Here is a 19,467-nt window from a genome sequence, read left to right as displayed (position 1 = left end):
CGTCCCGCTGCGCCGGACGACAGACATCCTCTGCGTGCTGCTCCCCACCGGCCCCCTCGCCTCGCAAGCTCGGCCAGGGAACCCTGCCGGCGTGGGCCCACATCGTCGCTTTGACGCACGCTGCCGGATGCCTGTCGTTCGGCGTTCGGCATGTCAAACGGCCGCCGAGGCGACCTTGCGGGCTTTTTCTATGATTTTGAGGACCTCGACCGCGTCCTCCGGATTTACGGGGAGGGGAAGGGGCGACCCTGCTCCGCCGTCGAGGATCTTTTCCGCCAGGATCCGGTAGAACTCCGGGTAGGCGCCGCGTTCGGTGGGGAGGCGGTCCAGGTGGCCGTCCCGGCCCAGGAGGCCTGCCCATTCCGGCGCCTCCTGGCCGTAGGCGGGGTCCAGGGGGCTTCCGCCGGCCGCGATGTAGGGCTCCTGCGGGTCCACGCCGTTCTTGGTGAAGCCGCCGATTGAGCCCAGCACCCGGAAGCGGGGGCCCTGCTGCGCGCACAGCATGTTCATGGTCAGGTGGCTGGTCACACCGGAATCGTGGCGGAGGACCAGGAAGACGTCGTCATCCGCCCGCTCGTCGGACCGCCGGGCCTTCAGCTCCGCGTGCAGGACGGTGGCCGGGCCAAACAACTGCAGCGCCTGGTCGATCAGGTGGCTGCCGAGATCGAACAGGGCCCCTCCCCCGTCGGCGGCCGTGGCCCGCGCCTTCCAGGCCTTCGCAATCGAGGGCTGCCAGCGCTCGAAGCGCGATTCGAACCGGGTCACGTTTCCAAGGGCCTGGGCCGCCAGTAGCTTCCGCAATGTGAGGAAGTCACCGTCCCACCGCCGGTTGTGGAACACCGTGAGCACCCGCCCCCGCTGCCGCGCCAGCTCGATCAGTTCCTGCCCCTGGCCGCTGGTGACCGCGAAGGGCTTGTCCACCACCACGTCCAGCCCCGCCTCCAGCGCAGCCCTGGCCAGCGGATAATGCGTCGCGGGTGGCGTCGCCAGGACCACCAGGTCAAGGTTGGCTGCCCGCCCCAGGACGGCGTGGGCGTCGGGCACCACTGCCGCGCCCGGAAGGCGGGCTGAGGCAGCCGCGCTCCGGCCGGCGTCGGACGTGGCCACGACGTCCAGCGAGTAATCGCTGTTGGCCGCCAGCAACGGCACGTGGAACACACTGCCGGCAAGCCCGTAGCCGACGACGGCGGTACGGATGGTGCGGGGGTCCCCTTCAGTTCCGGTCATGGAAGCTACGCTACCCCCGGGCCCGGCACGGTTGGTCAGGAACCGTTAAACACCGGAAGCCGGTACCCCTGCTTGAGCAGGGATACCGGCTTCCGGTGTTACGCGGTTGCAGCCGCGGCAGTTACTTCTTTTCCCAGCCGATGGTGGTCCAGTCCGGAACCTGCGAGGTGCTCTGGAACAGGGACGGGCCATAGTTGGCCAGGCCGGTGCGGACGAAGGAGATCTGCGGGCCGTTCATGACCACGCCCATGGAGAAGTACTTCGCCATGTGCTCCTTCTCCACGTCCATTGCAGCCTTGTTGCGGGCTGCATTGTCCTCGATGGAGGCAAGGTCCGCGATCTTCTTGTCCAGCTCCGCGTCGCCCAGCTTGTTCTCGTTGGTCTTGGAGTCGTAGTACTGCTTGACGGCGTCGGTGGCGTCCGCGCCCACGGTGTAGCCGGAGACACTCATGTCGAACTCGCGGGAACCGAGAACCTTGCCGAAGTCGGCGGAGGCGCGCTGATCGATGCCCACGTCCATGCCGCCAGCCTGGAGCTGCTTCTGCAGGGTCTGGGTGAAGGCGAGGGTGGTGGGATCGTCGCCGAAGTTGCTGATCTTGAAGGCCGCGGGCTTACCGTCCTTCTCCATGATGCCGTTGGCGTTGGCCTTGTAGCCGGCGTCGGTGAGGACCTTTTTGGCGGCGTCCGGGCCGGTTTCCTTGACGGGGTAGTTGTCCTGGTAGTACTCGGAGAACGGCAGCAGCATCATGGAACCGGAGCTGGGCTCTTCCCAGTTCAGGCCGTTGAACCGCACCTTGCGCAGGGCTTCACGGTCCACGGCGGCGAAGATGGCCTTGCGGACGTTGACGTCGGTGATGCGCTGGGCGTTCAGGTTCATGCCGCCGGCGAAGAGGCGCTGGCCGCGGCGGACTTCTGAATTCTTGGTGCCGTCAAGCTGCTTGTAGAGGGAGATGGTGTTGGCGGACATAGCATCGATCTCGCCGTTCTTGAAGGCCGCGATCTGCGCGCTGGTTTCCAGCTGGCGGAAGGTCACGTTGGCCAGCACCGGCTTGGTGCCCCACCACTTGTCGTTGGGTACCAGGGTGACAGTCTTGGCTGCAGTGTCGTACTGGTCGAGCTTGAAGGGGCCTGCCATCCACTCGGGGTGCATGTTGCCGTTGAAGCCTTCATTGAAGACCTCCGGGGTGTTGACGGCGGGGTGGATGAGACCGAAGAAGAGCGAATCCACCGGGAAGACCGGGCGGGTCGTCTTGACGATGACTTCCTTGTCGCTGCTGCCTGCCTCGACGGAATCAACAAATTCGTAGGCGCCGGAGCTGACAATGTCGTAGCCGGCGTCAGGGCTCTTGAGGATGTTCCAGGTGTTCTTGAAGGCCTTGACGTCAATCGGGGTGCCGTCGTTGTAGGTGGCCTTGGGGTTCACCTTGATGGTGATGGTCTGCTTGCCGTCCTTGACCACGCTGTCCACCGACTCGCAGAAGTCCTTGTTGGGAGTGACCTTGCCCTGGAAGTCCACCTTCCAGCAGCCGCCGACGCCGCCGCTGTTCATGGCAACCGGGTTCATGGGGACCTGCAGGGCGGAGTTGTCCGCACTGTTGCCGTTGTTGGAAAACCCGTTGAAGTCGGGCCCGATGTTGCCCAGCGGCAGGGTGACCTTGCCGCCCTGCTCAAGGTCCGCCGCAGGCTTCTCGTTGATGCTGATCAGCTTGGACAGGTCGCTGCCTGCCTCCTGCCCCTTGGCTGTTTCGGGGCCGCTGGCACCGCCGCCACCGCCGCAGGCCGTCAGCGTCAGGGCCGCAGCAACAGCTGCAGCTCCGCCGATCCTGTTCAGTTTCCTCATGGTTTTCCCTTCATTGGTGCGAGTGGTGGTGCGTGTGGGTCGATAAGTCTCAGGGCGCATGGTGGTCCGCCGTTTCGTGGACCACCAGCATGTCCTCATCCAGTTCGCCGTCCGGGAAGAAGCAGGCGAATTGCTGGTCCATGGCGGACGCTGCTGCTTCCAGGGGCGGTTCCAGGGTCAGGCATTTCTCCTGCTTGGCCGGCGGCAGCGCCGCGAAGACAGGACAACGGGTGGCGAAGTTGCAGCCTTTGGGCGCCTGGAGCGGTGAGGGCAGGTCGCCCTGGAGGATGATGCGTTCGCGGGTGCGTTCCAGCTGGGGATCCGGCACGGGGATGGCGGACAGGAGGGCCCGGGTGTAGGGATGGCGGGGGTTGTCGAAGACCCGGTCTACGGCCCCGATCTCCACGATCTTGCCCAGGTACATCACCGCCACGCGGTTGGAGATGTGGCGTACCACCGAGAGGTCATGCGCCACCAGCAGGTAGCTCAGACCCAGTTCGGCGCGCAGGTGGTCCAGGAGGTTGATCACGCCGGCCTGCACTGAGACATCGAGGGCCGAGACGGGTTCATCCAGGACCACCAGCTTGGGGTTCACCGCCAGCGCGCGGGCGATGCCGATGCGTTGGCGCTGGCCGCCGGAGAACTGGTTGGGGAAGCGGTTGACGTGGTCCGGCTGCAGGCCCACGAGCTTCATCAGCTCCATGATCCGCTTCCGGATGGCTGCCCGGTCCATGCCCGCGTTCTGCAAGGGTTCGGCAAGGACTTCGTACACTGTGAACCTCGGATCCAGGGCACCCGTGGGGTCCTGGAACACCATCTGGAGCTCGCGGCGCATTTTGGCTTTGGTCTTCGCATCGGCGGCCTGCTTGTTGCTCAGGCCGCCGATCACCACCTCGCCGTCCTGGTCCGCGTGGAACTCCATGATTTCCAGGAGCGTGGTGGTCTTGCCCGATCCCGATTCGCCCACGATGGAGAAGCATTCACCTTCCCGGATGTCGAAGCTGAGGCCGTCCACCGCCTTGACGGTGCCGATCCGGCGCTTGATCAGGGCACCCCTGGTGAGCGGGAAGTGTTTCCGCACGTCCTTGAGCTGCAGGACGGTGGTGCGCTCTGCCCGGGGGACGGCGTCGAACCGGGACACCGGCACCGGCGGGGCGGCGAATACGTCGTGGACGTCCACGTCCCCACCCAGGGCCTCGGACTTGATGCAGGCGGCACGGTGCAGTCCCTGTCCGTCGACGGGCGCCAGGGCGGGCTCGCTGTCGAGGCAGGCCTCGGAGGCAAGGGGGCAGCGGGGAGCGAACGAGCATCCGACGGGGGCGTGAAGCAGGTTGGGCGGCATCCCCTCGATGGGAACGAGCGAGGACTTCTCCGCCACATCCACCCGGGGCACGGCGCCGAGCAGGCCCATGGTGTACGGCATCCGGGGGTTGTAGTAGATGTCATCCACTGCACCGGTTTCCACCGGCTTGCCCGCGTACATGACCATGATGTCGTCTGCCATGCCGGCCACCACGCCGAGGTCGTGCGTGATCATCACCACCGCGGCACCGGTCTCCTCCTGCGCCGTGTGGAGCACCTCAAGGACCTGGGCCTGGATGGTGACGTCCAGGGCCGTCGTCGGCTCATCCGCGATCAGGACGCGCGGATTGTTGGCGATGGCGATGGCGATCATGACCCGTTGCCGCATGCCCCCGGAGAACTCATGCGGGAAGGCTTTCAGCCGTTCCCTGGGGCTGGGGATTCCCACCATGGCCAGCAGCTCGACGGCGCGGGCTTCCTTGGCTGTCCTGCTCATGGCGGGGTGGTGGATGGTCAGCGCCTCGACGATCTGGGTGCCCACCGTGAACACGGGAGTGAGGGAAGACAGGGGATCCTGGAAGACCATGGCGAGCTCGTTGCCGCGGTACTTGCACATGTCCTTGTCGCTGAGCCCCAGCAGCTCCCGGCCCTTGAGCCGGACGGAGCCGGAGACCTGGGCCGTGGGCGGGAGGAGCCCCATGATGGCCAGCGAGGTGACGGATTTGCCGGAACCCGATTCCCCCACGATTCCCAGCGTCTTGCCCGGCATCAGGTCGAAGTCGACGCCCCTGACGGCATGGACCACGCCGTTCTCCGAGTTGAAGCGGACGTTCAGGTCACGGACGGACAGCACTGCGTCGGTGGGGGCGTGCAGTCCCGCCACGTGCAGGCGCTCCACATCTGACCGTGCGGGTTCCATGGCTCCGGTGGTGGTTTCGCTGCTCATGCCGTCTTCTTTTCCGCCGTGGTTTTCCGGGCTTTGGCCTTCTTGGCCTTGCCGGTGGAACTGGAGCTGGGGTCGAAGGCGTCCCGCAGGCCGTCGTTCATCATGGCCAGCGAGCCGGTCAGCAGGAACATGACGGCCAGCGGCACCCAGAACATCCAGGGGAAGGTCTGCACCTGGGACGTAGCGCCGCCGATCAGCACGCCGAGGCTCACATCCGGGACCTTGATCCCGATACCAATGAAGGAAAAGGCCACCTCGGCGAGGATGGCTGCGGTGACGCCGCGGGTGATGTCCAGGATCAGCAGCGAGCCGATGTTGGGCACCAGGTGCCGCCAGACGATCCGGCGCGGCGGGACACCCATGTACTGGGCTGCTTTAACGAAGTCCCGCTGCATGAGGGACATGGACATGGAGCGGATCAACCGGGCGGTGCCCATCCAGCTGAACACGAGCAGGACAATGATGAGCAGCAGCCAGGAGGGGAGGTCGCGTTTGAGGCCGGCGCCGCCGCCGCTGGTGGCGACTGCCACCACCAGGAGCGCCGGCATCATGATCAGCGCCTCCAGGATGAACAGCATGACCTTGTCCACCTTGCCGCCAAAGTAGGCCATGCTGCAGCCGTAGACGGCGGCGATCAGGACCGACACCAGGCCTACCACCAGGCCGATCAGGATGGAGATCCTGGTGCCCTCCACGGTCATGGCGTACAGGTCGATGCCCGCCTGTGACGTTCCGAGGTAGTGGTCAGCCGACGGCGGCATCCCGATGTTGAAGGGGTCGATGGTTTCCTTGTCCCACGGGGTGAAGAACCCCCCGATGAACGAGAAAGCCGTCAGGGCCAGGAAGATGGCCAGGCCCGCCACAGCGGTCTTGTTCCGCAGGAAGCGGCGGAAAATGATGGTGTTCTTGCCAATGACGACGTCGGCGCTTTCCAGGTGCGCGTCCTGCGCCACGGCTGCCGGGTCAACGGCGTTCAGGTTGGTCATGGCTACTGCACCCGCACTCTCGGGTCGACAAGCGTGGTGGCGAAGTCCGCCAGGATGGCGCCCAGCGCAAAGATCACGGAGCCGTAGGCCAGGGTGGCCGTGGCGGCATTGACGTCCTGCAACGAGATGGCATCGATGCTCCAGGACCCCACGCCTGGCCAGGCGAAGATCTTTTCAGCGAAGAAGCCGCCGGCGAAGATGGCCGGGATGGTAAAGGCGATGCTCTGGGCCACCGGAATGAAGGACACGCGAAGCGCGTGCCGGGCAATGGCCTGGTTCCGGGTGAGCCCCTTGGCCCGGGCGGTGCGGACAAAGTCGGCGTTGACGTTGTCCAGCAGGTATTGCCGCTGGGCAATCTGGTACGCGCCCCACCCGACGAGGGTGATAGCCACCGTGGGCACTACATAGTGCGCCACCATGTCAACGAACTGGGCCCAGCCGGGCGCGATGCCGGGGGTGGAAATGCCGGTGACGAAAAAGATCCGGTCACCCACGGATTCGTTGATGTTGATGGCTCCCAGCTGCACCAGGAAGTAGGCGATGGGTGCGGGCACGATGTACGCCAGGTAGCTGTAGGACGTAATGACACGGTCCTGGAACTTGTACTGCCGTGCCGCCGAATAGACGCCGAGTGCGACGCCGATGACCAGGGTCAGGATGATGGAAGCCAGGAAAAGCCGGGTGGAGATCCATACGCGGTCCCCGAACTCTGCGTTGATGTAGGCACCGTTGGGGCTGCGCCCCCAGTCCCAGCGGGTGACAATGCCGGTGAGCCAGTCAACGTAGCGCTCCCACGGGCTAAGGTCCGGGTCCAGGCCCTTCAGTCGCATTGAGTTGGCAACCTGCTCCGGGGTGGGCCGCGGGATCCGCTCCTGCTCGAGCAGTGCCGGCTTGAGCGAGCTGACGGCCAGGAAGTAACCGGCGGAGGTGGTGAGGAAGATCATCACCACATAGGTGATGCCGCGCTTGGCAAGGTACTTGAGCATGGGTGCTAATTCTTCAGCGGTGCCGCCGGATGCTGGACGGAGGAACACTCCGGTGTCCGCTGGCGTGCCGTGCCTTTGGCCAATTCAACCATCACTGCTGGATCCTTCCGTCGTCCCCGGCCAAGCACGGATTGTGCCGCCTCACCGGGTTCTGCACCAGCGGGTAGCTGGCCTCCCGCAGCCCTAGGGCAGGTCCTGGTGGACTATGTCGCGGGTCACATTCCAGAGGAAACTATCACAAGCCGTCACCTGAAAAGTGCCGCCATCGCCGGAAATCAGGCGCGCCGTATCAGATCGTTATGAATAGTTCTGTGAAGTTGGTTTGACTGGACGCAGGAGCAATCAACCGCGTAATCTACGCGCCGCCTGCCACCCGTGTGACAAGATCGCGCCAGGAAGTTGCCAGCCGCTCGATGGTCACTCCATGGTCGCGGACAAGGTGCAGGAGCCGTTCAGCGTCCAGGGTGGCATTGAGGGATCCCGCCATCAGCCACGGTTCAGGGGAATCGACGCCGGCTTCGCGCAGGAGCATCTGCACGTGGTGGTTCCAGAGCGCGGCGGCCGGGACGTCAAACCTGCCGCGGGAGGCATGGCCGGCCGCGAGGACCAGGTCCCCGTATTCCAGCACGTAGGCGATCCGTCCGGCACCAAAGGCGATCAGCCGGTCCAGCGGCGCGGCGCCCGGCCCCAGGGGCGGGGCGCCGAACAGAACGCGGGCTTGGAAGGCGGCCTCCGAATCGTCCAGCAGCGTCAGCATTAATCCGGCGCGGCTGCCGAAGCGGCGGAAGATGGTTCCCTTGCCAACGCCAGCGTGTTCCGCCAGGCGGTCCATCGTAAGTGCCGCCACCCCGCCCTGCCCGATCAATTCCCGGGCAGCCAGCAGGAGCCGTTCCCGGTTCCGGGCAGCATCGCTGCGTTCCGCGGCCGTCACCGGTGTCATTCCCGGCCGCACTGGGATGGAACTCACAAAGACAGTGTAGTCACGGGGAATAGAACCGGACTACGGTCCGTTTAGTCCAGTGATGGCTCCCCGAGCCTCTCACTATCGAACGCGGTCCCCGCCGCGACCCTAGCCAGGAGATTCCATGACCAAGAGCACCGTCCTTACCCTTGTGGGCAGCCTCCGCGCCGAGTCCACCAACCAGAAGCTGGCCGAAGCCATCCAGCTCAACGCCCCCGAACAGGTGGACGTGGTGATCCACGAAAGCCTGGGCAACATCCCGTTCTATAACGAGGACATCGACGTGGAGGGCCAGGTGCCGGCTGCCGCCGCAGCACTGCGTGCCGCCGCGGAAGAGGCCGACACCCTCCTGCTGGTCACGCCCGAACACAACGGCACCGTTCCCGCCGCCCTGAAGAACGCCATCGACTGGCTGTCCCGCCCCTTCGGCGCCGGCGCCCTGGCTGGCAAACCGACCGCCGTCGTCGGTACCGCGTTTGGCCAGTACGGCGGCGTGTGGGCCCAGGACGAGGCCCGCAAGGCCGCCGGCATTGCCGGCGCTCAGATCCTGGACGACGTCAAACTCGCCGTCCCCGGCTCCATGGTGCGTTTCGCAGAAGTGCACCCCAAGGACGACGCCGAGGTAGTGGAGCAGATCAAGGGCATCTTCGACGCCCTGGCCGCCGCAGCACCGGCAGCCTAGGCTCCCGCGCAACCTGGCCGCGCCCGGCACGCAACTCCGCGTGCCGGGCGCGGTGCGTTAAAGGGCACTTCCAAGGCCGTGACCAACTCTTATCCCAACCGGTATCTTCCGGACATCCGGGCGGGCAGGGGTGGCCGTAGCGTTAATCCACTGGAAACTACCGGATCGGATTGCGGTGCCCCATGGCAAAAAGAAGGAGTCGGGGCGGCGGTGGCCCCGGCAGCCTGACGGCGGCAGCGGGCTGCCTTGCGCTGCTGCTCTCCGCTTGCAGTGCCCCGCTCTCCCAGCCCCAGGAATCTTCCCCGCCTGCAACTGCCGGAACTGCCGCAGCCAGCTCTGCCCCGCTGGCCCTCCTGCCGGCCACGATGGGCGGCAGCACCCTTGGTGCGCAGTATGGGCGGGCGGCAGGAATACCGGAACCCACCCCGCAGGCCACAGCAGCGGCCATGGTTCCGCCGGTAACGTCCTACTTCGTGATGGTGGACGACGGCGGGAGGCACGGCGTGCGCTTCGGCTGCAACGACAGCCTGGTTGGCTCCGCCCCGGCAGGGGGCGCCGGGGATACCCGGCTCAAGGCCGCGATGGGAGGCCTGCTGGACGGCGAACAGCAGCACGGCGGGCTGTTCAACGCGGTGGGCGGTTCCCGGCTGAAGTTCCTGTCCGGAAGTTTTGACGGCACCACGGTCACGGTCTACCTGGCGGGCACCCTCAAGCCGGGCGGGACCTGCGACCTTCCCCGCATCGAGGCCCAGCTCACCCAGACGGCCCTTCAGGCCGTGGGGGCCATCAGGGCTGACATCTACATTAATGGCGAGGCCCTCGCCGATTTCCTGAAATCGAAGTGAGCCAGTCGGTAAATCGTTGATAAACAACTGTTGCTTTTGAAGCAACAAGTAGCTGTATCCTGACTTTGTGACCCACGAAACACTTGACGCTTCCGCAGGCACGCTGCCCGCGGAAGCCATCGACGCGATCGAGCGTGCCGCCACCTCCGCGCACCGGCATGAGGAGCTGTTTTCTGCCCGGGCGGCGAACATCCGGCAGTCGGCAGTCAGGGATGTCTTCGACATCTCCCTGCGGCCCGGCCTGGTGTCCCTGGCGGGTGGAAGCCCCTACCTGCAGTCGCTTCCGCTGGAGCGGCTGGCCGAAACGGCAGCCAAAATCATTGCCGGAGATGGCCTGACCGCCCTCCAGTACGGGGCCGGGCAGGGAACGGCCGAGCTCCGCGCGCAGATCTGCGAGGTCATGGCCGCCGAAGGGATCCTGGATGCCCGGCCGGAGAACGTGGTGATCACCGCAGGTTCCCAGTCGGCCCAGGACGTGGCCACCAAGCTCTTCTGCAATCCGGGGGACGTGGTGCTGGTGGAAGACCCCACTTACGTGGGCGCGCTCAACACGTTTGAGTCCTACCAGGTCCAGGTGGAGACCGTGGAAATGGACCAGTACGGCCTGGTTCCGGAACTGCTGGAAGCGCGGATCGCCGCCCTGCAGCTGGCCGGCAAAAGCGTCAAGTTCCTCTACACCATCCCCAACTTCAACAATCCGTCCGGCATCACCCTGGCCAAGGAGCGCAGGCAGCAGGTGGTGGATATATGCCGAAGAGCGAATATTCTGGTCCTGGAGGACAACCCGTACGGCCTGCTCCGCTTCGAGGGGGAGCCCCTTGCTCCCTTGCGGGCGGCAAACCCTGACGACGTGATCTACCTGGGGTCCTTCTCCAAGATTTTCGCGCCCGGACTGCGCATCGGCTGGGCGCTTGTGCCGGAGCACCTCCAGCGACGCTACTACCTGGCGGCGGAGTCGGTAACGCTTTGCCCGCCTGCCCTGAACCAGATGCTGGTCTCGGCGTACCTGCGCGGCTACGACTGGAAAGGCCAGATCGAAACCTACCGCGGGCTGTACGCCGAGCGCTGCCGTGCCATGCTCGCCGCCCTCAAGGAATACATGCCCGCGGGGACCACCTGGACCAGCCCGCAGGGCGGCTTCTTCGTCTGGGTGACGCTGCCTGAGGGCGTTGATACCTACCCGCTGCTGCACAAGGCGATCGATGCGGGCGTCGTGTTTATCCCCGGCGCCGCCTTCACGCCGTCGGACGATCCGTCCAACAAGCTGCGGCTCGCGTTCAGCGCCGTACCTCCCGAAGCCATCGCCGAGGGAGTGCGCCGGTTGGCGCCGGTGCTGCAGGAAGCCATCGCCGCGCTGTAGCGTAAGCCACACGAGTGCCGAAAACCGAGCAAAGGAGCATGCATATGGCTGGAATCATTGTTGTAGGGGTTGACGGCAGCGAGACCGCGAAGAGGGCGGCGCAGTCAGCCAAGGACCTGGCGGCAGCCCTGGGCGCATCCCTGCACGTCGTGTCCGCTTTCGACAGCGACAAGACCGAAGTGTTCGGCAGCGGCAGCGACCGCTGGATCGTCTCTGACGCCGACGCCGCGGAGCAGGTTGCCAGGACGGTGGCGGAATCGCTGGGCCGGGACATCACGGTGACGTATTCTGCGGCACGGGGACGCCCGGCCGACGCCCTCATCAAGGAAGCCCTTCGGATGGATGCACGGATCATCGTGGTGGGAAACCGGCGCATGCAGGGCATCGGGCGCGTCCTTGGCAGCGTGGCCAACAGCGTGGCCCACAACGCGCCCTGCGACGTGTACATCGCCAACACCTACGACGCCGACTAATCCCTCAGGACTGGCCGCCGGCGTAACGGCGGACACGCCCCGTGGTGGCGGATATCGCTGCGGGGGGTGTCCGTTCTCACCGCCATTTCACCGTTTCGGCTGCTGGCGCAAAGATAAAATTGGAGGAGGCCCCCAAAGGCGTGGACACTGACGAATCCACCCCCAGCGAAGGGCTCCCCTTGATCACCTTGCAGCGCCGCCAGCTCGTTGGCCACGACATCCTCCTGGCCCGCCACGGCAACCACATCTCCTCCATGCGGGTGGACCGCAGCAACGGCAGGGTTGTTGCACTCCTCGATGACGGCACCCTGGACAGCGCCCCCAACCTGATCGCGCCGGGGCTTGAGCTTCCCCAGACCGTGCGGAGCGTCCTGCGCGAGGACTGGAAGCTCCTAGGCGCCTGGGCCGGAATGGCGGCCCTGATGGGCGGCCTGATGACCGCAGCCGCTGTGGTTTTGGGGACCACTGCTGATCCTGCCCTGCTCGAGGCACTCACCGCCTACTCCGCGTACTAGGACGGGCGCCTCCCGGCACGGGTGCGTTCAGGCCACCAGCAAGCCCTGCAGCAGCCACCAGATGCCGGCCATCACCATCCCGCCAAAGAGCGAGCCGGCCACCACCTGCGCCGGCGTATGAGCCCGCAGGACCACACGTGACCAGCTGACCGCGGGAACCAGGAGCAGCAGCGGAGCCCAGGCGGGGCCGAGCATCAGCACCAATACGACGGCGGCGCAGGACATGGCAGCGGCATGGCCGCTCATTTTCCAGAACGGGCTGACGGCCGCCAGGACGGCAACTCCGCCCACCACCGCCAGGACCATTGCGGTCACACTCCGGGGCGCGTCCACGGCGTTCAGCACCAGCAAACCCACAGCAATGCAGCCCAGCGCCATCAGGAGCACAGGGGCGCGCTGCTTCCGGTCGCTCACGTGGTGGTCGGTGACCTTTCCCAGCCGGACCAGCACCAGCAACACCAGGAGTGGAACCACACATACAAAGAGGGCCGCCAGGGCACCGTAACCGATGGTTTCGGGGAATCCGGCCTCCGGCAGGGGGCTGACCAGCAGTTGGATGCTGACCACCACCGGCGGCTGGAAGACCTCCGTCAGCCACTTGGCGGCGTGGTTCCTGACCCGGATGGAGCCGCTGCTTACCGTCACTTCCTTGTCCAAGATCTGGCCCAAAGGCCCTAGTCCAGGAGGAGCGCGGGCTCTTCCAGGATGGCCGCGACGTCGGCCATGAACCGGGCCGACAGATCACCATCCACCACGCGGTGGTCGAAGGATCCTCCCAGCGTGGTGATCCAGCGGGGAATTACCTCACCGTCCAGGACCCAGGGCTTTTGCTTGATGGTTCCGAAGGCGACGATGGCCACCTCGCCCGGGTTGATGATGGGCGTGCCGGTGTCGATGCCCAGGGCGCCGATGTTGGTGATGGTGAGCGTGCCGCCCTGCATCTCGGCCGGCTGGGTCTTCCCGGCCCTGGCAGTGGTGGCCAGGTTGTTCAGCGCCAGGGCCAGCTCCTTCAGGGACAGGTCCTGGGCGTTCTTGATGTTGGGGACCATCAGTCCGCGCGGGGTTGCAGCGGCAATGCCCAGGTTCATGAAGTGCTTGACATGGATTTCAGCGGTGTCGGAGTCCTCGTTGTCCACCCATGAGGCATTCACGCTGGGGTTCCGGGCGGCCGCCCAGATGACGGCCTTGGCGAGGATGAGGAGCGGCGAGACCTTGATCCCCTCAAAGTCCCGGGAGGCCTTGAGCCGCTTGACGAATTCCATGGTGCGGCTGGCATCGACGTCCACGAAGATGCTGACATGCGGCGCGGCGAAGGCGGATTCCACCATCGCCTTTGCCGTGGCCTTGCGGACGCCCTTGACCGGGATGCGCTCCAAGCGCTGGTCCTGCGGCTTACCGGCCTTGCCCCAGAATCCGTCCGCCTTGTCCAGTTCGGCGTCGCGCTGCGCCTGGTAGCTGACCAGGTCCTCGCGCGTCACCTCGCCCCGTGAACCGGTGGCAACAACATCCGCGAGGTCGATGCCAAGGTCCCGGGCGATCTTGCGCACCGGCGGCTTGGCCAGCACCCGGTTGACCAAGCCCGTAATGGTGCCGCCAAAGGTGGGGCGGTTGTCGACGGCGGCGGGTTCGGTGGCGGTCACAGCAGCGGGCGTGTGCGGCTGGACGGGCTCGACCTGCGGGGCGTTGACGGTCACGGCGGCGGCCGGCGTGGTCTTCCGCGGGCGCCGCTTGACGGCATCGGCTTTGGGGCCGGAACCCACCAGCGGACCGGCGGCCGGGGCACTTCCGCCCGTGCCGCCATCGGCTGCTGTGTCCTCTGCCGCGTCCTCCGGAAGCTTGCCGTACAGCGGCTGCACCGGCGTCTCATGTTCAGCGGGCGTCTCCGGCGCCCGGACGTCTGCCGGCGTCGGATCGCCGGAGACATCGTCGCTGACGCTGATGATGGCGGTGCCGACGTCCACGGTCACCCCTTCGTCCACCAGCAGCTCGCTGACCGTCCCGGCAAACGGAGACGGCAGTTCCACAATGGACTTGGCGGTTTCAATCTCGCAAAGGACGTCATTGATGGCGACGGCGTCGCCCGGCTTGACCTTCCAGGAGACGATTTCCGCCTCGGTGAGGCCCTCGCCGACATCAGGCAGATTGAACTTGTTCAGGGTCATGGTGTCCTCAGTAGGAGAGGGCGCGGTCCAGCGCCTCCAGGATGCGGTCGATGTCCGGAAGGTAGTCTTCCTCCACCTTGGCAACGGGATAGGGCATGTGGAATCCGCCGACGCGGATCACCGGGGCCTCGAGCGAGTGGAACGCACGTTCACTGATGCGCGCGGCGATTTCACCGCCGATTCCACCGAACGTCGGTGCCTCATGCGCCACGATCAACCGGCCGGTCTTTTGAACGGACGCGGTGACGGTATCGAAGTCAATGGGGGAAATGGAGCGAAGGTCGATGACTTCCACGCTCCTGCCGTCCTCGGCCGCGGCGTTTGCGGCGGCAAGCGCCACGGGAACCAGGGGGCCGTAGGCAACCACGGTGGCATCGGTGCCTTCACGCAGCACGTGGGCCTTGAAGGGGTCTTCCGACGGGCCCGGCGCCTGGACGTCAACCTCGCCCTTGAGCCAGTAGCGGCGCTTGGGCTCGAAGATGATCACCGGGTCCTGGCACTCCACGGCCTGCTGGATCATCCAGTAGGCGTCGTGCGGGTTGGAGGGGGTGATGATGCGCAGGCCTGCCGTATGGGCGAACAATGCTTCGGGGGATTCGGAGTGGTGCTCCACGGAGCCGATGCCGCCGCCGTACGGGATGCGGATGACCACGGGAACCGTGAGGTTGCCGTGGCTGCGGGCGTGCATCTTGGCCAGCTGCGTGGTGATCTGGTTAAAGCCGGGGAAGACGAACCCGTCGAACTGGATCTCGCAGACCGGGCTGTACCCGCGCAGGGCAAGGCCAATGGCGGTGCCGATGATGCCGGATTCGGCCAGCGGCGTGTCCACCACCCGGTCCGGACCGAACTCGCCGATCAGGCCGTCCGTCACCCGGTAGACGCCGCCCAGGGGGCCAATGTCCTCGCCCATCAGCAGGGATTTGGGGTTGGCGGCCAGGGTGGCCCGGAGGCCTTCGTTAATGGCCTTGGCGATGGTCATGGTGGTCATCAGTGGCCTGCCTTTGCTGCCTGCCCGGCGGACTCTTCCTCGCCGGCGAATCCTGCACTGTACTCCTCGAACCACGCCAGCTCCTCGGCCACCAGCGGGTGCGCCTGGGCATAGACGTTGGCGAAGGCCTGCCGGATGTCCGGGTCTTCAAGGTCATGGGCGGTGCGCCGGACATACGCGGCCAGCTCATCGCCGTCGGCTTTGACCTTCGCGAAGAAGGCATCGTCCGCAAGATCCTGGGCACGCAGGTACTTCTCGAGCCGTGTTAGCGGATCCTTGGCCCGCCAGGCGTCTTCCTCGGTTGACGGGCGGTACTTGGTGGGGTCGTCGGCGGTGGTGTGGGCGCCCACGCGGTAGGTGAACGCCTCGATGAGGACGGGACCGTTGCCCTGGCGCGCGTGCTCCAGCGCCCACTCGGTGACTGCGTGCACGGCGATGACGTCATTGCCGTCCACACGGATCCCGGGGAAACCGTAGCCCTTGGCGCGGTTCGAGAGCGGCACCCGGGTCTGGACGTTGGTGGGTACCGAAATGGCCCAGTGGTTGTTCTGGCAGAAGAACACCACCGGCGCCTTGTAGGAGGAGGCAAACACCATGGACTCGTGCACATCGCCCTCGGAGCTGGCGCCGTCGCCGAAGTAGGCGATGACTGCAGCATCGGGCTGCTCTTTGGCCCCATCCGTTGCTGCGGCGAGCTTCTGGTCGCGCTGGATCCCCATGGCGTAACCCACCGCGTGCAGGGTCTGGGCAGCCAGGACCAAGGTGTAGAGGTGGAAGTTGGTGTCCTTGGGGTTCCAGCCGCCGTTGGAGACTCCCCGGAACTGGCGCAGGAGTTCGGCCAGGTCCACGTTGCGGGTCAGCGCGACACCGTGCTCGCGGTAGGTGGGGAAGATGTAGTCCTGCGGCTGGCTGGCCCTGCCCGAGCCGATCTGCGCTGCTTCCTGGCCGGTCAACGGTACCCACAGTGCCAGTTGGCCCTGGCGCTGAAGGGCGGTGGCTTCAACGTCGAACCGGCGGATCGCGGCCATGTCCGCGTACAGACCGCGCAGGTCCTCCTGGGTCAGTTTGTCCGCGTAGGCGCTGAAGACCGGATCGGCGCCCAGCTTCCCGTCCGGGCCGAGCAGTTGCACCATCTGGGCCGCGGGCTCGCCCATGACGGCCTCAGCATCGGCTTCCCGCTGGTCGTCTACCGCTGTTCCGTCGAACTCGGTGGAAGGCAGATGAGTGCCCATACCGTCTCCTTGCTTGCCGCATCCGGATGCAATGCAAATGTCGCTGGGATATATGCCTCATAAGGAATACATTCCCTTCACGGCATATACATTGGCTTACTGATCCTAACTTTATCTTCGGTAGGTAGCGGGAGGGCTACTTGTTAAGTGCTAGGAAGTTGCCGGTGCCTTTGTATAGTCGGCACACAACTGGAGGAACCGGGTGTTGGCCTCCGGTTCCCCGATGCTTACCCGCACACCCTCCCCGGGGAATGCCCGCACGGAGAGCGCGCGGGTACCTGCCAGCTCTGCGAAAGCGGCACTTTCGGCACCAAGGGCAAGCCATACGAAGTTGCCCTGGGCATCCGGAATATTCCATCCAAGCTCACGAAGACCCGCTGTTACCCGCGCCCGTTCATCCACCAGTTTTTGTACCCTTTCCACAACCTGGGGGTAATTCGCAAGGGAAACAATTGCGGCTTTTTCGGCTATTTGGGAGACGGCGAACGGGGTTGCGGCCACCCTGAGGTACTGGGTCAATTCCGGATGGGAGACGCTGTAGCCCACGCGCAGGCCGGCCAGGCCGTGTGCTTTGGAAAAGGTACGGAGCACTACTACGTTCGGGTATTTGCGGTAGAGGTCGATCCCGTCGACGGCGTCGGCGGCCCTGACAAACTCCTGGTAGGCCTCATCGATAACCACCACGACGTCGGTCGGCACGGACCGGATGAAAGCTTCGGTTTCAGCCGCGGCAAGGGCCGGCCCGGTGGGGTTGTTGGGCGTGCAGAGCAATATGACCTTGGTGCGGGCGGTCACGGCGGCCGCCATCGCCTCCAGGTCATGCCGCCCGTCCGCGGTCACAGGAATGCGAACGCTTTCGGCACCCGCAAGGCCCACGCTGATGGGGTACGCCTCAAAGGAGCGCCAGGCATAGATGACTTCGTCTGCCTTGCCGTCCTCGTTCTGGCCGGCAAAGGTGGCCAGGATCTGGTTCAAGGCGCCCAGGCTTCCGGCGCCGGCGACGATGTCTTCGGCGGGCACGCCAAGGAATTCTGCGAGGGCGGCCCGCAGTTTGCTGCTCAGCGGGTCCGGGTACCTGTTGAAGTCCGACTGGTTGGCGATCGCCTCGAGAACGGCCGGAATCGGCGGCAGCGGGTTTTCGTTCGATGACAGCTTGTAGCTGGCCAGTCCGCTGACGGCGGCCGGCGGCTTTCCTGCGGCATAGCGGGGCAGCCGGTCCAATACCGGGCGGGGTGCGATGCCGCCGGCCCTGGTCTTAGATGAAGTCATGGCTTCTAGCCTACTTCCAGGGTCCCAGGGAGATCAGGGAGCAAACCCCGTGAAATTGGGGCATGCTGCCAGCCGCACACCAGTACCCATGTGGAAGCATGGTGCCATGGGTTCACTTCTGCTCCGTGTCATCGTCAATGCCGCAGCTCTTTGGGTGGCCAGCTGGATCCTGCCGGGAATGGACATCTCAAGCACGGCGGCTTCGGATGCTGTGGCCAGGACCGGGATTTCGCAGGACACCGACACCATTGGGATCGTCCTGGCCTACCTCTTCATCGGCCTCATCTTTGGTGTGGTGAACGCCCTCGTGCGGCCACTGGTCAGGCTCCTGGCACTTCCCATCACCATCCTGACCCTCGGCCTGTTCGCCATCGTGATCAACGCCGCCATGCTGTACCTGACTGCCTGGATCAGCAGTTACACGCCCGTGCACCTCACCATCGATTCCTTCTTCTGGACCGCTGTCCTTGCGGCGATCGTCATCTCCCTGGTCTCACTGGTAGCGGGCTTGCTGCCGGGCGGCAGACGCTGACTCCCCAGCCCGCTTGGTTTCCGTAAGTAGGCAGGCGGCCGGAAACAGGTACCCACAGGTGGCATCCCTGTAGGCAACTCGCAAAACTTCAGTACCCGCCACCCATGACCCCCACGGTGCGGACCTCTTAGGCTGCCAATCGGGCCCCTCCGGAGGCCTGCTTGCTGCCAGTTCCGAAACACGGGGGCCCACGAATGAAGCCCATAATAATCCTGCTTGCCGCCTGCCTGCTTTTGGTTTGGCAGCCCGGTCCGGCACAGGCGGACGCCGAAACAGGGCCGGCACTGCAGGGCGCCGCCGCGCTTGGCAATGACATTTCGTGGCCCCAGTGCGGCGTCGACCTCCCGGCACCCCCGGCGTTCGCGGTGGTGGGTGTCAACGGCGGCAGGCCGGACACGGTCAACCCCTGCCTGGCGGGCCAACTGGGATGGGCGGACCAAACGTCAGAGGCAGCCGGAGGAACGCCTGCGGCTGTATACGTGAACACCGCGGCAACAGGACCTGTGGATTCACTGTGGTGGCCGGCAGGCAACACGTACCGCGGTATGGACATCAATAATCCCTACGGGATGTGTGATGGCAGTGAAACCCCTGCGTGCGCCTACGTTCACGGATACGCCATGGCCTCTAACGACGTGGAGATCCTGAAGGAGTCGGGCGACGCCGTGATGCGGCGCATGTGGTGGCTGGACGTGGAAACCGGCAACAGCTGGCTGTGGGACAAGGCCGTCAATGCTGCCGAACTGGAGGGCATGACCGCGTACCTGGAGAGCACCGGCGTGGAGGTGGGGATCTACTCCACCGGCTATCAATTCGGCGAAATCGTGGGCGAGGTGGGTCCAGGCAGCAACCTCTACCGGCTGCGAAACTGGCTGGCCGGCGCGGAATCCACATCATCTGCCCGGGAATACTGCGCAGCTTCCCCCCTCACGTCCGGCGGCAGCGTCACGCTGACCCAGTTCACTGACGGCGACCTCGACTACAACTACCGGTGCCCCGCCGCCGCCCCGGCACCGGCTCCCCACCCGGAGCCGCAGCCGGCTCCGCAACCCGAGAAGACGCGCAGCAGAGCGTACGCGGAATTGCACGCCGCCCAGATCTCTTAAACCCTGCTGACCTTAATGGCGGCAGGTTCCGCCTGGCACCCGCTCCTGGCTGGCA

General features: G+C 65.5%; 18 protein-coding genes. 7 read left to right on the top strand and 11 right to left on the bottom strand.

Going from position 1 to position 19,467, the window contains the following annotated elements; translation table 11 throughout:
• Nucleotides 1-153: 153 nt before the first annotated feature.
• The 6 genes from ACR65K_RS12200 to ACR65K_RS12175 all read right to left on the bottom strand — a co-directional run bounded on the left by ACR65K_RS12200 (nt 154) and on the right by ACR65K_RS12175 (nt 8,254).
• A complete protein-coding gene (locus ACR65K_RS12200; protein WP_440153047.1) occupies nt 154-1,227 on the bottom strand; it encodes a Gfo/Idh/MocA family protein in 1,074 nt (357 codons plus the stop codon).
• Nucleotides 1,228-1,348: 121 nt separating this feature from the next.
• A complete protein-coding gene (locus ACR65K_RS12195) occupies nt 1,349-3,067 on the bottom strand; it encodes an ABC transporter family substrate-binding protein (RefSeq protein WP_440153045.1) in 1,719 nt (572 codons plus the stop codon).
• A gap of 49 nt (nt 3,068-3,116) precedes the next feature.
• Complete coding sequence (locus ACR65K_RS12190) at nt 3,117-5,315, bottom strand: ABC transporter ATP-binding protein (protein ID WP_440153043.1); 2,199 nt, start codon at nt 5,313-5,315, stop codon at nt 3,117-3,119.
• The gene (locus ACR65K_RS12185; protein WP_440153041.1) at nt 5,312-6,301 is read right to left on the bottom strand and encodes an ABC transporter permease; all 990 of its coding nucleotides are present in this window, start codon (nt 6,299-6,301) and stop codon (nt 5,312-5,314) included. Before ACR65K_RS12185 ends, ACR65K_RS12190 begins: the two co-directional genes overlap by 4 nt.
• A 2-nt stretch (nt 6,302-6,303) precedes the next feature.
• The gene (locus ACR65K_RS12180) at nt 6,304-7,287 is read right to left on the bottom strand and encodes an ABC transporter permease (RefSeq protein ID WP_056335679.1); all 984 of its coding nucleotides are present in this window, start codon (nt 7,285-7,287) and stop codon (nt 6,304-6,306) included.
• 355 nt (nt 7,288-7,642) lie between these two features.
• Entirely contained in the window at nt 7,643-8,254 is a 612-nt protein-coding gene (locus tag ACR65K_RS12175) for a TetR/AcrR family transcriptional regulator (protein WP_440153039.1), read from the bottom strand.
• Between the two features lie 118 nt (nt 8,255-8,372).
• On the opposite strand from ACR65K_RS12175, the gene ACR65K_RS12170 reads away from it, so the two are divergent.
• From ACR65K_RS12170 to ACR65K_RS12150, 5 genes are all read left to right on the top strand, one after another.
• On the top strand, nt 8,373-8,930 hold the full coding sequence (locus ACR65K_RS12170) for an NAD(P)H-dependent oxidoreductase (RefSeq protein ID WP_056335685.1): 558 nt from the start codon (nt 8,373-8,375) through the stop codon (nt 8,928-8,930).
• 182 nt (nt 8,931-9,112) lie between these two features.
• Nucleotides 9,113-9,775, top strand: a complete 663-nt coding sequence (locus tag ACR65K_RS12165; RefSeq protein WP_440153038.1) for a GerMN domain-containing protein — start codon at nt 9,113-9,115, stop codon at nt 9,773-9,775.
• A 67-nt stretch (nt 9,776-9,842) separates the two neighbouring features.
• On the top strand, nt 9,843-11,135 hold the full coding sequence (locus ACR65K_RS12160; protein WP_440153037.1) for an aminotransferase-like domain-containing protein: 1,293 nt from the start codon (nt 9,843-9,845) through the stop codon (nt 11,133-11,135).
• A 44-nt stretch (nt 11,136-11,179) separates the two neighbouring features.
• On the top strand, nt 11,180-11,608 hold the full coding sequence (locus ACR65K_RS12155; RefSeq protein ID WP_142029470.1) for a universal stress protein: 429 nt from the start codon (nt 11,180-11,182) through the stop codon (nt 11,606-11,608).
• Nucleotides 11,609-11,787: 179 nt separating this feature from the next.
• Nucleotides 11,788-12,123: a hypothetical protein gene (locus ACR65K_RS12150; RefSeq protein ID WP_082566808.1), complete on the top strand. Its 336-nt coding sequence runs from the start codon at nt 11,788-11,790 to the stop codon at nt 12,121-12,123.
• 27 nt (nt 12,124-12,150) lie between these two features.
• Here the strand turns inward: ACR65K_RS12150 and ACR65K_RS12145 are convergent, their stop codons facing one another.
• The 5 genes from ACR65K_RS12145 to ACR65K_RS12125 all read right to left on the bottom strand — a co-directional run bounded on the left by ACR65K_RS12145 (nt 12,151) and on the right by ACR65K_RS12125 (nt 17,774).
• A complete protein-coding gene (locus tag ACR65K_RS12145) occupies nt 12,151-12,783 on the bottom strand; it encodes a phosphatase PAP2 family protein (protein WP_440153087.1) in 633 nt (210 codons plus the stop codon).
• A 14-nt stretch (nt 12,784-12,797) separates the two neighbouring features.
• Nucleotides 12,798-14,285, bottom strand: coding sequence for a 2-oxo acid dehydrogenase subunit E2 (locus tag ACR65K_RS12140; protein WP_440153035.1), 1,488 nt, complete (start codon nt 14,283-14,285; stop codon nt 12,798-12,800).
• A gap of 7 nt (nt 14,286-14,292) precedes the next feature.
• Nucleotides 14,293-15,273, bottom strand: coding sequence for an alpha-ketoacid dehydrogenase subunit beta (locus ACR65K_RS12135; RefSeq protein WP_440153034.1), 981 nt, complete (start codon nt 15,271-15,273; stop codon nt 14,293-14,295).
• Complete coding sequence (pdhA, locus tag ACR65K_RS12130; RefSeq protein WP_440153033.1) at nt 15,273-16,505, bottom strand: pyruvate dehydrogenase (acetyl-transferring) E1 component subunit alpha; 1,233 nt, start codon at nt 16,503-16,505, stop codon at nt 15,273-15,275. The genes ACR65K_RS12135 and pdhA overlap by 1 nt, the downstream gene beginning before the upstream one ends.
• A 150-nt stretch (nt 16,506-16,655) precedes the next feature.
• Nucleotides 16,656-17,774 (bottom strand): histidinol-phosphate transaminase, encoded by a 1,119-nt coding sequence (locus ACR65K_RS12125; protein WP_440153032.1) that lies wholly within the window; start codon nt 17,772-17,774, stop codon nt 16,656-16,658.
• A gap of 106 nt (nt 17,775-17,880) precedes the next feature.
• On the opposite strand from ACR65K_RS12125, the gene ACR65K_RS12120 reads away from it, so the two are divergent.
• Nucleotides 17,881-18,306 (top strand): phage holin family protein, encoded by a 426-nt coding sequence (locus tag ACR65K_RS12120; RefSeq protein WP_056335712.1) that lies wholly within the window; start codon nt 17,881-17,883, stop codon nt 18,304-18,306.
• Nucleotides 18,307-18,500: 194 nt separating this feature from the next.
• On the top strand, nt 18,501-19,412 hold the full coding sequence (locus ACR65K_RS12115) for a glycoside hydrolase family 25 domain-containing protein (protein WP_440153031.1): 912 nt from the start codon (nt 18,501-18,503) through the stop codon (nt 19,410-19,412).
• Nucleotides 19,413-19,467: the final 55 nt, after the last annotated feature.

Source organism: Arthrobacter sp. SAFR-179 (assembly GCF_059414945.1).
Note: the sequence above shows the minus strand (reverse complement) of the source record. Positions and strands in the feature narration are given on the sequence as shown.

Coding starts and splice junctions, on each gene's coding strand:
- ACR65K_RS12180 (WP_056335679.1), bottom strand. CDS start 7,287: ATGCTCAAGTACCTTGCCAAGCGCGGCATCACCTATGTGGTGATGATC.
- ACR65K_RS12185 (WP_440153041.1), bottom strand. CDS start 6,301: ATGACCAACCTGAACGCCGTTGACCCGGCAGCCGTGGCGCAGGACGCG.
- ACR65K_RS12170 (WP_056335685.1), top strand. CDS start 8,373: ATGACCAAGAGCACCGTCCTTACCCTTGTGGGCAGCCTCCGCGCCGAG.
- ACR65K_RS12135 (WP_440153034.1), bottom strand. CDS start 15,273: ATGACCACCATGACCATCGCCAAGGCCATTAACGAAGGCCTCCGGGCC.
- ACR65K_RS12125 (WP_440153032.1), bottom strand. CDS start 17,774: ATGACTTCATCTAAGACCAGGGCCGGCGGCATCGCACCCCGCCCGGTA.
- pdhA (WP_440153033.1), bottom strand. CDS start 16,505: ATGGGCACTCATCTGCCTTCCACCGAGTTCGACGGAACAGCGGTAGAC.
- ACR65K_RS12165 (WP_440153038.1), top strand. CDS start 9,113: ATGGCAAAAAGAAGGAGTCGGGGCGGCGGTGGCCCCGGCAGCCTGACG.
- ACR65K_RS12120 (WP_056335712.1), top strand. CDS start 17,881: ATGGGTTCACTTCTGCTCCGTGTCATCGTCAATGCCGCAGCTCTTTGG.
- ACR65K_RS12140 (WP_440153035.1), bottom strand. CDS start 14,285: ATGACCCTGAACAAGTTCAATCTGCCTGATGTCGGCGAGGGCCTCACC.
- ACR65K_RS12115 (WP_440153031.1), top strand. CDS start 18,501: ATGAAGCCCATAATAATCCTGCTTGCCGCCTGCCTGCTTTTGGTTTGG.
- ACR65K_RS12155 (WP_142029470.1), top strand. CDS start 11,180: ATGGCTGGAATCATTGTTGTAGGGGTTGACGGCAGCGAGACCGCGAAG.
- ACR65K_RS12195 (WP_440153045.1), bottom strand. CDS start 3,067: ATGAGGAAACTGAACAGGATCGGCGGAGCTGCAGCTGTTGCTGCGGCC.
- ACR65K_RS12200 (WP_440153047.1), bottom strand. CDS start 1,227: ATGACCGGAACTGAAGGGGACCCCCGCACCATCCGTACCGCCGTCGTC.
- ACR65K_RS12190 (WP_440153043.1), bottom strand. CDS start 5,315: ATGAGCAGCGAAACCACCACCGGAGCCATGGAACCCGCACGGTCAGAT.